The organism is Bacillus sp. YH3-2-B2 (assembly GCF_053663335.1).
The window spans coordinates 106,032-119,981 of record NZ_JBSJQE010000005.1 but is presented as its reverse complement, the minus strand read 5'-3'; the positions used below and the strand labels follow the sequence as shown (position 1 = coordinate 119,981).

The 13,950-nt window shown below is 54.3% G+C and carries 5 protein-coding genes; all 5 read left to right on the top strand.

From position 1 onward, the window contains the following. Positions 1-32: 32 nt before the first annotated feature. The 5 genes from ACWJJX_RS17310 (at position 33) to ACWJJX_RS17290 (ending at position 13,807) form a co-directional block, all read left to right on the top strand. Positions 33-1,298, top strand: coding sequence for a pectate lyase family protein (locus ACWJJX_RS17310; RefSeq protein WP_454023146.1), 1,266 nt, complete (start codon positions 33-35; stop codon positions 1,296-1,298). A 124-nt stretch (positions 1,299-1,422) separates the two neighbouring features. Beyond that, entirely contained in the window at positions 1,423-2,859 is a 1,437-nt protein-coding gene (locus ACWJJX_RS17305) for an anion permease (protein WP_015417012.1), read from the top strand. A gap of 106 nt (positions 2,860-2,965) precedes the next feature. Then, the gene (locus tag ACWJJX_RS17300; protein WP_063174323.1) at positions 2,966-3,664 is read left to right on the top strand and encodes a hypothetical protein; all 699 of its coding nucleotides are present in this window, start codon (positions 2,966-2,968) and stop codon (positions 3,662-3,664) included. A gap of 114 nt (positions 3,665-3,778) precedes the next feature. After that, positions 3,779-11,014, top strand: a complete 7,236-nt coding sequence (locus ACWJJX_RS17295) for an NTTRR-F1 domain (RefSeq protein ID WP_454023179.1) — start codon at positions 3,779-3,781, stop codon at positions 11,012-11,014. A 180-nt stretch (positions 11,015-11,194) separates the two neighbouring features. After that, positions 11,195-13,807 carry an exosporium glycoprotein BclB-related protein gene (locus ACWJJX_RS17290; protein ID WP_454023145.1) on the top strand — a complete coding sequence of 871 codons (2,613 nt, stop codon included), beginning with the start codon at positions 11,195-11,197 and terminating at the stop codon, positions 13,805-13,807. Positions 13,808-13,950 lie beyond the last annotated feature (143 nt).

Here is a 13,950-nt window from a genome sequence, read left to right as displayed (position 1 = left end):
ATTGGAATGAAAAATCAGGAGGAGCACAATTCATGAAAAAAATGTTATTTATGCTGGCGGTTTGTTTATGTATGATCCCTGCGGACGTCTATGCCGCTGACCTGGGACGGCAGACGTTAGGAACAAATGACGGCTGGGGAGCCGCTTCCGGCGGGACAACCGGCGGCGCGAAAGCCTCTTCATCGAATGTCTACACCGTATCAAACAGACAGCAGCTCGTTTCTGCATTAGGGGGAAGCGCCAACAGCACGCCGAAGATTATTTACATACAAGGCACAATCAATATGAATACGGACGACCGGAATAAAACGCTCGGCTTTAATGATTATAAAGATCCGGCATATGATCTCAACGCTTATCTGAAGGCGTACGACCCGGACAAATGGGGGAAAAAAGCGCCGTCAGGCACCCAGGAAGACGCCAGACAGCGATCTCAAAAAAACCAGAAAGCACGGGTCGTGATTGACATTCCTTCAAATACGACGATCATCGGTTCGGGTTCAAATGCCAAAGTGACAGGCGGAAGTTTTAATATAAAGAACGGCGTCGACAATGTCATCATCCGCAACATTGAATTTCAAGACGCTTACGACTATTTTCCGCAATGGGACCCGACGGACGGCAGCAGCGGCAACTGGAACTCGGAATATGACAATATCATCATTAACGGCGCGACGCACATCTGGATCGATCATTGCACCTTTAATGACGGATCGAATCCCGACAGCGGTTTTCCCTACTATTACGGAAGAAAATATCAGCATCATGACGGCCAGACGGATATAGCCAACGGGGCGAATTATATTACATTGTCCTATAATAAATATCATGACCATGACAAAGGCTCCGTCATCGGAAACAGCGACAGCAAGACGTCGGATGAAGGAAAACTGAAGGTGACCATTCACCATAACTATTACCAGAACATCGTCCAGCGCGCACCGCGGGTCCGGTACGGGCAGGTTCATATTTATAATAATTTTTACGCAGGCTCTAAAAGCGCCGCATACCCGTTCAGCTATGCGTGGGGCGCGGGCCACGCGTCAAAAATATATGCCCAGAATAATGTCTTTGAAGTGCCGGGACTGGCTGCTGATAAAGTCATCAGCGTCTTCAGCGGCGGAAAAGCGCTTCATGAAGACGGCACTCTTTTAAACGGCGCCGCAATTAATGCGTCAGCCGCCAACGGATTAAGTCAGTCCGTCGGCTGGACACCGTCATTGCACGGTTCCATCGGCTCATCATCAAATGTAAAATCAGATGTTATATCTAAAGCTGGGTCGGGTATATTAAAATAATAAACAAGAAGCACAAAGGAAAATATTCCTTTGTGTTTTTTAATTAACAAAAACGTTTATTAACTTAGTTAAGTAGTAAAATGGGATAGGGGATGGAAGACAACAAAATAGGAGGAGACCTGTAATGGCTTCAGAAAAAGACGCAAAAAAACAGCAGGCAGTAAAAATCATTCCTTTGCTTATTACTGTTGCTGTGGGATTAATCATTTGGTTTATTCCCGCGCCGTCCGGACTTGAACCTAAAGCATGGCATTTGTTCGCTATTTTTGTCGCAACAATTATCGGCTTTATCTCCAAGCCCTTGCCAATGGGCGCAATTGCAATTTTTGCATTGGCAGTCACCGCGTTAACGGGAACGCTATCTATTGAAAATACGTTAAGCGGATTTGGAAACAAGACAATCTGGCTGATTGTCATCGCCTTTTTTATTTCCCGGGGATTTATCAAAACCGGGCTCGGCGCCAGGATTTCTTACGTATTCGTACAACGGTTCGGGAAGAAAACACTCGGCCTTTCTTATTCACTGCTTTTCAGTGATTTAATTTTATCACCTGCCATTCCGAGCAACACGGCACGGGCGGGCGGCATTATTTTTCCTATTATCAGATCATTATCCGAAACTTTCGGATCAACGCCGGCAGACGGAACAGAGCGGAAAATCGGCGCTTTCTTATTAAAAACCGGTTTTCAAGGAAACTTGATTACGTCTGCGATGTTTTTGACGGCAATGGCGGCGAACCCGCTGATCGCCAAGCTGGCCCACGATGTCGCAGGGGTGGACATCACATGGACAAGCTGGGCAATCGCGGCCATTGTACCGGGATTGGCGAGCTTAATCATTACGCCGCTCGTCATTTATAAGCTGTATCCGCCGGAAATTAAAGAAACACCGGACGCGGCTAAAATCGCAACGGAAAAATTGAAAGAAATGGGTCCGTTTAAAAAATCCGAACTTTCCATGGTCATCGTCTTTTTATTGGTGCTTGCGCTGTGGATTTTCGGAGGAAGCTTAAATATCGACGCAACGACGACGGCCCTGATCGGATTATCCGTTTTGCTTTTGTCACAGGTATTAACATGGGAGGACATCAAAAAAGAACAAGGTGCATGGGATACGCTGACTTGGTTCGCGGCGCTTGTGATGCTGGCGAATTTCCTGAATGAGCTCGGCATGGTGTCTTGGTTCAGCGATATGATGAAATCATCTGTTTCCGGTTTTTCATGGATTGTGGCATTTATGATTCTGATTGTCGTGTATTATTACACGCATTACTTCTTTGCGAGTGCAACCGCGCATATCAGCGCCATGTATGCGGCATTTCTCGCCGTCATCGTGGCGGCAGGCGCTCCGCCGCTGTTGGCGGCGCTCAGCCTGGCGTTTTTCAGCAACCTTTTCGGTTCGACGACGCATTACGGATCAGGAGCGGCTCCGGTCTTTTTCGGAGCGGGTTATATATCGCAAAGCAAATGGTGGTCCATCGGCTTTATCCTGTCAATCGTCCATATTGTGACATGGCTTGTGATCGGCGGATTATGGTGGAAAGTATTAGGGTTATGGTAGAAGAAAAAAGGCAGACTCAGGTCTGCCTTTTTTTATTTCTGTAAGGAATGGGAAGGGCCTGCACATGATGACTTCAGTGCGAATAGAATATTGCCGGGGTGATAATATGAGCAGCGGCCGTAATCAATACATGATATTGAAACAGAAACCTTACAAATATATGAGCAGACATATGAAACGCCGGTATGAACAATTACCATGTGAACTTGAAAGTCCGGAAACAGGGACGGAAAAACGGTTTCCGTCTTCAGATGAAAATCGATCTGCCTTGTGCGTACCCGGGCTGCGAGGTCCCGAAGGCAAAAGAGGACCCGCCGGCTCCCGCGGTCCGCAAGGGGAGGCGGGTCCGCCCGGTCCCCCGGGGCCTGAGGGTCCGCCGGGAGCGGTTCCTGCGGTAGCTTTTCAAAATACAGCAGAACTAATGACGATTCCGTTAGAAGGAACACCGATAAACGTGTTAAGCGCAGTGATAGCTGCGCCGACAGATCAATTGGTGAAAACGGATGCCGTCATACAAGTAAATGTGGAATTAGATCCGCTCGCGTCTCATTTCTCATTGGTCTTAGCTGTCGAGCTGCAAAGAAATGGCGTATCGATACAAACACAGAGACAAGAGAGGAACCTCTTTTCTTCAGGCGGGCAAATCATAGGAATTCCTTTTACGTACATCGACGAAATGAAGGCGGATGAAACAGCCGCGTATCAGCTCTATTTATCTGTCCTTTCTTCGAACTACGTAACACAAGTCGCAGCGGCAAACCGCTCCCTCATTGCGACGGGATTCCCCATTCAAGGATCGGATTAAGGTGATGAAAAGAAATCACCTTTTTTATTTAGGTTGTCAAAACACAGCCCGTATTAATATGCTGTCTTAATAAGTAAGACGGTCAACAACGGGAAGGAGAGGGAAAAAGATTGAATGAATAATCCGATTATAAACGGGAGCTTTGAAACCGGCACATTAGCGGGCTGGAGTTCGGCAAATACCCAGATTAACAGTTTGTTTGCACATTCAGGGAGATATTCTGCGCAATTTATTGGAGCTCAGCCATATGCTTACCTCAGTCAAATCGTTCCCATTTCAGCCAAGTCAGTGACTCTATTCGTATCACTCGCAACGCTCGGAAATGAGCCAAGTCCCCAAGTCACTCTCCAGATCATCTATGTCAGCGCAGCAGGTGAACAAATCAGTTCCATTCAAGAAAATATCACACCCGGAAATTTGCCGAACGTGCTCTTTCACACATGGTCTGAAATCTATAAAACAAGCAGTGTGCCTTCTGGCGCGGCCTCTGCCGTCATTGTATTAAGTAAAGTTTCTTCCGGCACGGTTTTAATAGACGATGTTTCATTGGCGCAAACCGGGGGTGAACCTGGCGTAACAGGAATTACAGGTCCCACTGGAGTGACGGGCCCCACAGGAGTGACCGGAGCAACTGGTGCAACTGGAGCAACTGGTGCAACCGGGGCAAGAGGAGCGACGGGTGTAACCGGTCCAAACGGAGTAACTGGTCCGACAGGAGTAACTGGAGCAACCGGCTCGACTGGTGTAACAGGAGCGACCGGAACCACGGGCTCAACCGGAGTGACTGGAGTAACGGGAGCAACTGGTTCAACCGGTTCAACCGGAGTGACTGGGGCAACGGGGATAACCGGTGCAACCGGCCCAACCGGAGCGACTGGGGTAACGGGTGTAACTGGGGGAACGGGAACAACCGGACCGACAGGAGAAACCGGTCCAACTGGCTCGACCGGGGATACTGGAGCTACTGGAGTAACTGGTGCAACAGGACCGACTGGAGTAACAGGGGCGACTGGAGAAACCGGCCCAACAGGAATCACGGGTCCAACCGGAGCAACTGGAGTAACAGGAGCCACTGGAGTAACAGGAGCCACTGGAGTGACTGGAGCAACGGGTGTGACTGGAGCAACGGGTGTGACTGGAGCAACGGGTGTGACTGGAGCAACTGGAGCAACTGGAGTAACAGGAGTAACGGGTGCAACCGGAGTAACAGGGCCAACAGGCTCAACCGGATCGACCGGAGTAACAGGACCAACTGGAGCAACGGGAGTAACAGGAGCAACGGGGATAACCGGAGCGACTGGTGTAACCGGTGCAACCGGAGAAACTGGCCCAACCGGCGCAACAGGGCCAACCGGAGAAACCGGAGAAACGGGTCCAACAGGAGCAACCGGCGCAACCGGAGTAACGGGTCCAACTGGTGTAACGGGCTCAACAGGAGCAACCGGAGCAACCGGTCCAACAGGGTCAACTGGTTCAACCGGAGCAACCGGTCCAACTGGTGTAACGGGCTCAACTGGTGTAACAGGAGCAACGGGATCGACAGGCTCAACCGGCACAACCGGTGTAACGGGAGTGACTGGGTCAACGGGGATAACCGGAGCGACTGGAGTAACCGGCGCAACCGGGGCAACGGGGGTAACTGGAGAAACCGGCCCAACGGGAGAGGCCGGTCCAACCGGATCAACAGGCTCAACCGGAATAACAGGAGCAACAGGACCGACAGGAGCAACCGGTCCAACTGGAGTAACTGGCTCGACCGGGGATACCGGAGCTACTGGAGTAACCGGCCCCGCAGGAGCAACGGGATCAACCGGCGCAACAGGGCCAACAGGTTTAACAGGCTCAACCGGCCCAACCGGTGTAGCGGGAGTGACTGGGGCAACGGGGATAACCGGAGAAACTGGCTCGACCGGGGGAACAGGTTCAACGGGTGTAACAGGAGGAACCGGTTCAACTGGTTCAACAGGAGCAACGGGCCCAACCGGAGTGACTGGAACAACAGGAGAAACCGGTCCAACCGGAGCAACTGGTGTAACAGGAGAAACCGGAACCACGGGATCAACCGGAGTAACTGGGACAATGGGAGAAACCGGTGCAACTGGAGTGACTGGAGCAACGGGGATAACAGGAGCAACAGGCGCAACTGGTGTAACCGGGCTAACTGGAATAACAGGCGCGACGGGCCCAACCGGTGTGACTGGACCAACAGGGGTTACTGGCTCAACAGGAGAAACCGGTGCAACTGGAGCGACCGGTGTAACTGGGTCAACAGGAGTAACCGGGGCAACGGGAGAAACTGGCCCAACAGGAGAAACCGGTCCAACCGGAGTAACAGGAGCAACAGGATCGACTGGACCAACAGGGCCAACAGGTTTAACAGGATCAACAGGAGCAACCGGAACCACGGGTTCAACCGGTTTGACTGGGGTAACAGGCTCAACTGGAGCGACCGGAGTAACTGGAATAACGGGCCCAACAGGATCGACAGGCCCAACCGGAGCAACAGGTTCAATCGGAGCAACCGGCCCAACCGGCCCAACCGGCCCAACCGGCCCAACGGGAGAGACCGGTCCAACCGGAGAAACGGGTGCAACAGGATCGACAGGACCAACAGGGCCAACAGGTTTAACAGGATCAACAGGAGCAACCGGAACCACGGGTTCAACCGGAATGACTGGAGTAACAGGAACAACCGGTTCGACTGGTGTAACCGGTGCAACGGGAGAAACTGGCCCAACGGGAGAGACCGGTCCAACCGGAGAAACGGGTGCAACAGGATCGACAGGACCAACAGGACCAACAGGGCCAACAGGTGTAACAGGATCAACAGGAGCAACCGGAACCACGGGTTCAACCGGAATGACTGGAGTAACAGGCTCAACCGGTTCAACTGGTGTAACCGGTGCAACGGGAGAAACTGGCCCAACCGGCGTAACTGGTGCAACAGGAGTGACTGGGTCAACAGGAATAAACGGTGAAACAGGAGCGACGGGAGTAACAGGCCCAACAGGAGTAACAGGTTCAACGGGAGAAACGGGACCAACCGGAGCCACGGGAGTAACTGGTTCAACTGGAGCGACCGGAGTAACTGGAATAACGGGCCCAACAGGATCGACAGGCCCAACCGGAGCAACAGGTTCAATCGGAGAAACCGGTCCAACCGGGGTAACAGGTTCAACGGGAGTAACTGGAGCAACCGGCCCAACTGGAGTAACAGGTGCAACGGGAGAAACGGGTCCAACCGGAGCAATCGGCTTGACCGGTGTAACAGGCCCAACAGGTGTAACAGGCTCAACCGGAGCAACCGGTGTAACGGGAGAAACCGGCCCAACCGGCGTAACTGGTGCAACAGGAGTGACTGGGTCAACAGGAGAAACCGGAGCGACCGGTGTAACAGGGTCAACAGGAATAACCGGAGCGACCGGTCCAACCGGCCCAACAGGTGTAACAGGAGAAACCGGAACCACGGGATCAACCGGAGTAACTGGGACAACGGGAGAAACCGGTTCAACTGGAGTGACTGGAGCAACGGGGATAACAGGAGCAACAGGCTCAACCGGTGCAACAGGAGCGACCGGAATAACGGGATCAACCGGAGCAACAGGCGCAACTGGTGTAACCGGGCTAACTGGGATAACAGGCGCGACGGGCCCAACCGGTGTGACTGGCCCAACAGGGGTTACTGGCTCAACAGGAGAAACCGGTTCAATTGGAGTGACTGGCGCAACCGGTACAACCGGAATGACAGGCCCAACCGGTCCAACGGGTGTGACTGGAGCAACGGGAGTAACTGGGGCGACCGGAGAAACCGGCCCAACCGGAATCACGGGTCCAACAGGGCCAACAGGAGCAACCGGAGAAACCGGAGCGACCGGTGTAACTGGGTCAACAGGAATAACCGGACCGACTGGCTCAACGGGAAAAACCGGTTCAACCGGAGCAACGGGTGCATCCGGGGCGACCGGCGCAACGGGAATAACTGGAGAAACCGGCCCAACTGGGGTCACGGGCTCAACTGGTGTAACAGGTCCAACTGGATCGACTGGTGCAACAGGAGTAACAGGCACAACCGGAGAAACCGGTGTAACAGGGCCAACAGGAGAAACAGGCTCGACCGGGGCAACCGGAGCTACTGGAGTAACCGGCCCAACCGGAGCAACGGGGGTAACAGGCGCGACAGGAGCAACGGGGATAACAGGAGCAACAGGCCCAACCGGAGCAACGGGTTCAACCGGAGAAACCGGTGTAACAGGTCCAACCGGAGAAACCGGAACCACGGGTTCAACCGGAGAAACCGGAACCACGGGTTCAACCGGAGTAACAGGGGCAACGGGAGTAACTGGAGCAACAGGACCGACTGGAGCAACCGGAGAAACTGGCTCGATCGGGGATACCGGAGCTACTGGAGAAACCGGCCCAACAGGGGCAACGGGGGTAACTGGAGAAATCGGCCCAACGGGAGAGGCCGGTCCAACCGGATCGACAGGACCAACCGGATCGACAGGACCAACCGGATCGACAGGACCAACCGGCGCAACAGGGCCAACAGGTTTAACAGGATCAACAGGAGCAACCGGAACCACGGGCTCAACTGGTGTAACGGGAGCAACCGGCTCAACCGGCGCGACTGGGGTAACGGGTATAACCGGAGCAACCGGAGCGACCGGCGCAACGGGAATAACTGGAGAAACCGGAGCAACAGGATCGACTGGGGTAACTGGTGTAACCGGATCAACAGGCTCAACCGGAATAACAGGGGCAACTGGTTTAACGGGAGTGACTGGTTCAACCGGAGAAACCGGCCCAACTGGGGTCACGGGCTCAACTGGTGTAACAGGTCCAACTGGATCGACTGGCGCAACCGGAGCGATCGGTGTAACTGGGTCAACAGGAGTAACAGGCGCGACAGGAGCAACGGGGATAACAGGAGCAACAGGCCCAACCGGAGCAACGGGAGTAACTGGAACCACGGGATCGACAGGCACAACCGGCCCAACCGGTGTAACGGGAGTGACTGGGTCAACGGGGATAACCGGATCGACTGGTGCAACAGGGCCAACAGGAGCAACCGGAGAAACCGGAGCGACCGGTGTAACTGGGTCAACAGGAATAACCGGACCGACTGGCTCAACGGGAGAAACCGGTTCAACCGGAGCAACGGGTGCATCCGGAGCAACCGGCGCAACGGGAATAACTGGAGAAACCGGAGCAACAGGATCGACTGGTGTAACCGGATCAACAGGCTCAACCGGAATAACAGGGGCAACGGGTCCAACAGGGGCAACTGGTTTAACGGGAGTGACTGGTTCAACCGGAGAAACCGGCCCAACTGGGGTCACGGGCTCAACTGGTGTAACAGGTCCAACTGGATCGACTGGCGCAACCGGAGCGATCGGTGTAACTGGGTCAACAGGAGTAACAGGCGCGACAGGAGCAACGGGGATNGGAATAACCGGACCGACTGGCTCAACGGGAGAAACCGGTTCAACCGGAGCAACGGGTGCATCCGGAGCAACCGGCGCAACGGGAATAACTGGAGAAACCGGAGCAACAGGATCGACTGGTGTAACCGGATCAACAGGCTCAACCGGAATAACAGGGGCAACGGGTCCAACAGGGTCAACTGGTTTAACGGGAGTGACTGGTTCAACCGGAGAAACCGGCCCAACTGGGGTCACGGGCTCAACTGGTGTAACAGGTCCAACTGGATCGACTGGTGCAACAGGAGTAACAGGCACAACCGGAGAAACCGGTGTAACAGGGCCAACAGGAGAAACAGGCGCGACCGGGGCAACCGGAGCTACTGGAGTAACCGGCCCAACCGGAGCAACGGGGGTAACAGGCGCGACAGGAGCAACCGGGTCAACTGGGGAGACTGGAGCAACGGGGATAACCGGAGCGACTGGAGCAACCGGTCCAACTGGAGTTACTGGGGCAACTGGAGCAACCGGAGAAACTGGCTCGACCGGGGATACCGGAGCTACTGGAGTAACCGGCCCAACAGGGGCAACGGGGGTAACTGGAGAGACCGGTCCAACCGGAGCGACTGGGGTAACGGGTGTAACCGGGGGAACGGGAACAACCGGACCGACAGGACCGACAGGAGAAACCGGCCCAACCGGCCCAACGGGAGAGACCGGTCCAACCGGAGAAACGGGCGCAACAGGATCGACAGGACCAACAGGGCCAACAGGGCCAACAGGTGTAACAGGATCAACAGGAGCAACCGGAACCACGGGTTCAACCGGAATGACTGGTGTAACAGGTTCAACGGGAGAAACTGGCCCAACCGGCGTAACTGGTGCAACAGGAGTGACTGGGTCAACAGGAGAAACCGGCGCGACCGGTGTAACAGGGTCAACAGGAATAACCGGAGCAACGGGATCGACAGGCTCAACCGGCCCAACAGGTGCAACGGGAGTAACTGGAGCGACCGGAGTAACTGGTGCAACGGGAGTAACTGGCCCAACCGGAGTAACGGGTCCAACTGGTGTAACGGGATCAACAGGTGTAACAGGAGAAACCGGAGCAACTGGAGTGACTGGAGCAACGGGGATAACAGGAGCAACTGGTGCAACCGGGCTAACTGGAATAACAGGCGCGACGGGCCCAACCGGTGTGACTGGCCCAACAGGGGTTACTGGCTCAACAGGAGCAACAGGATCGACTGGCGCAACCGGTACAACCGGCCCAACAGGAGCAACCGGATCAACAGGCTCAACCGGAATAACAGGAGAAACTGGGGCAACCGGAGTAACTGGAGTAACAGGAGCGACAGGTACAACAGGCCTAACGGGTCCAACTGGAGCAACGGGAGTAACTGGAGCAACGGGAGTGACAGGAGCAACAGGAGCAACCGGCTTGACAGGCATAACCGGCCCGACTGGAGTAACAGGTGCAACCGGAGTAACGGGCCCAACAGGCCCAACCGGCGCCACAGGCAGTACACCAACCTTGCTCTTCACAAGAACCAACGGGCCGCTCACTATTTATCCGCCGTTAAATACAGAGGTTCCCATTGCTACGCTGGCAATCCCGGTTAACGCTTTGCAGAATGTAAAGCTTGATTATGCACTCAGTGTCGCGCTAACAACTGCAGCCAATTCAAACTTTGTTTTTGAAGTGAGATTATATAGGGGAGCAGTGCAAATTCATACAAGAACTCTGTCGCGAACTAATACTACCGCATCTACGGATAGTTTTTCGATTGCTGATACAACAGTGGATACAGCGCCGACCGCAGGAACAAATACGTACCAGTTGAGAGTTGTTTTCACAACTGCAAATAATATAACAGCAGCGTCAGCTCTCAATATCGATTTTAACAGCATTCGTTTCCCAACAACCTAATGACAATAGCAGACTGATATTTTAAAGATGAAAGACCTGACTTATGCACAGTTAGGTCTTTTTTCTCTAAAAGCTGTGCCTGGTGCAGCCTTAAGAACATTTGAAAATTCGCCCAATAGAAATGGGATTTTGCCACACCTTTTTCTTTTGCGGAAATATTATGCAAGAAGAGGTGGTGTAATGAGAAAAGGAGATACTTGGTATAACAGATACGACTCTTGGGATTACGACTGCCGGAATTGTAATGAGTGCTGCTGTCATTTTCAACATAAAAGAAGAAATCAAAGGCGCAGTTATCAAAATCGGGCCCATTGCTGTGAAGAGTTCTGTTGCAAAACCTCTTGCTGTCATGAAAGATGGTGTCCATGCTGTCATCCAAATCATTTTCATGTAAGAGGATTCACCGGAGCAACGGGGTGCACCGGAGCAACGGGGCTGACCGGAGCAACAGGGCTGACTGGAGCAACGGGGTTCACTGGAGCAACAGGGCTGACCGGAGCAACGGGGTTCACTGGAGCAACAGGGCTGACCGGAGCAACGGGGTTTACCGGAGCAACGGGCTCGACCGGGAATACCGGCGCGACTGGTGTAACCGGTGCCACGGGAGCAACCGGCGTCACTGGAGATCCCGGCACGACTGGAGCAACTGGCGCCACGGGAGCCACGGGAGTAACGGGAGCAACCGGGGTAACCGGAGTTACTGGAGTAACGGGCTTGACCGGAGCAACCGGGATCACCGGGGTAACAGGCGCTACCGGAGTAACAGGCGCTACCGGAGTAACAGGCGCTACCGGAGTAACAGGAGCGACAGGAATAACGGGAGCCACCGGGGTAACAGGCGCTACCGGAGTAACAGGCGCTACCGGAGTAACAGGAGCGACAGGAATAACGGGAGCCACCGGGGTAACAGGCGCTACCGGAGTAACAGGCGCTACCGGAGTAACAGGCGCCACCGGAGTAACAGGCGCCACCGGAGTAACAGGCGCTACCGGAGTAACAGGAGTAACGGGATCAACTGGAGTAACCGGGGTAACGGGAGTAACAGGAGCAACCGGGGTAACCGGAGCCATCGGAGCTACTGGAGTAACGGGCTTAACCGGAGCAACCGGAGCTACTGGATCTACCGGAATAACGGGAGCCACCGGAGTAACAGGAGCAACAGGAGATACTGGATCTACCGGAATAACAGGAGCCACCGGGGTAACAGGAGCCACCGGAGTAACAGGTGCTACCGGAGTAACAGGAGCCACCGGAGTAACAGGGGCTACCGGAGTAACAGGGGCTATCGGAGTAACAGGTGCTACCGGAGTAACAGGGGCTATCGGAGTAACAGGTGCTACCGGAGTAACAGGCGCCACCGGAGATACTGGATCTACCGGAATAACAGGAGCGACCGGAGTAACAGGAGCAACCGGGGTAACGGGAGTAACCGGAGCAACAGGAGCCACCGGGATAACGGGAGCAACCGGGATAACGGGAGCCACTGGGATCACCGGAGCTACTGGAGTAACGGGCTTGACCGGAGCAACCGGGATAACGGGAGTAACAGGAGCTACAGGAGCTACAGGATTAACGGGAGCAACCGGGATCACCGGAGCTACTGGAGTAACAGGCGCCACCGGGGTAACGGGAGTAACAGGAGCGACAGGAATAACGGGAGCCACCGGAGAAACAGGCGCCACCGGGATCACCGGAGTCACAGGAGTAACGGGATCAACTGGAGCAACCGGGATAACGGGAGCAACCGGGATAACGGGAGCAACCGGGATAACGGGAGCAACCGGGATAACGGGAGTAACAGGAGCTACAGGAATAACAGGAGCAACCGGGGTAACAGGTGCTACCGGAGAAACGGGAGCAACCGGGATCACCGGAGCTACTGGAGTAACAGGCGCCACCGGGGTAACGGGAGTAACCGGAGCGACAGGAATAACGGGAGCCACCGGAGTAACAGGAGCCATCGGGATAACAGGCGCTACCGGAGCAACCGGAGCCACCGGGATAACGGGAGCCACCGGAGAAACAGGCGCTACCGGAGTAACGGGAGCCACCGGGATAACGGGAGCCACCGGAGTAACAGGCGCTACCGGAGCTACTGGAGTAACAGGCTTGACCGGAGCAACCGGAGCTACTGGATCTACCGGAATAACGGGAGCAACCGGAGAAACAGGCGCTACCGGAGTAACGGGATCAACTGGAACAACCGGAGTAACAGGCGCAACTGGGATCACCGGAGCCACTGGAATAACCGGAGCAACTGGGATCACCGGAGCAGGCGCGATCATTCCTTATGCTTCAGGTCTTCCCACTGCCGTGACGACCATTGCCGGAGGATTAATCGGAACGGTGAGCCTTGTCGGGTTCGGCAATTCTGTGACGGGCGTCAATGTCGGAGGGGGAGGCGCAATTGATCTTACCGGGGCTGGAGGAACTCTGCTGAACTTTGCTTTTTCTGCTCCGAGAAGCGGAACCATTACATCAATTGCCGCCTATTTCAGTACAACCGCAGCATTGTCGCTTGTCGGCTCGACTGTTACGATAACCGCACAACTATACAGTTCTACTGTGCCGAACAATACGTTCACGCCGATCCCCGGAGCATCCGTCACTTTAGCTCCTCCCCTCACCGGCGTATTGTCAATCGGCAGCATCAGCAACGGAATCACGACAGGGCTGAACATTGCGGTAACTCCTCAAACCCGGCTGTTAATGGTATTCTCCGCCACTGCGACAGGCCTTTCGCTTATTAATACAGTGGCGGGATATGCAAGCGCGGGAGTTACAATTTCCTGATAGATTGCAGACTGACTTCGGTCAGTCTTTTTTATGTGTTATATCAATTGTGTAAAAGTAAATATATACCTATCATCACCTTTTTGGTAAGCCGCAAGAGAAAAAGATCACGAAAATTCTCAAAAATGAGAAATAAAGATTTG

Bases quoted from the DNA above. Each gene is read 5' to 3' on its own strand.
- ACWJJX_RS17305 (WP_015417012.1), top strand. From the start codon at position 1,423: ATGGCTTCAGAAAAAGACGCAAAAAAACAGCAGGCAGTAAAAATCATT.
- ACWJJX_RS17310 (WP_454023146.1), top strand. From the start codon at position 33: ATGAAAAAAATGTTATTTATGCTGGCGGTTTGTTTATGTATGATCCCT.
- ACWJJX_RS17290 (WP_454023145.1), top strand. From the start codon at position 11,195: ATGAGAAAAGGAGATACTTGGTATAACAGATACGACTCTTGGGATTAC.
- ACWJJX_RS17300 (WP_063174323.1), top strand. From the start codon at position 2,966: ATGAGCAGCGGCCGTAATCAATACATGATATTGAAACAGAAACCTTAC.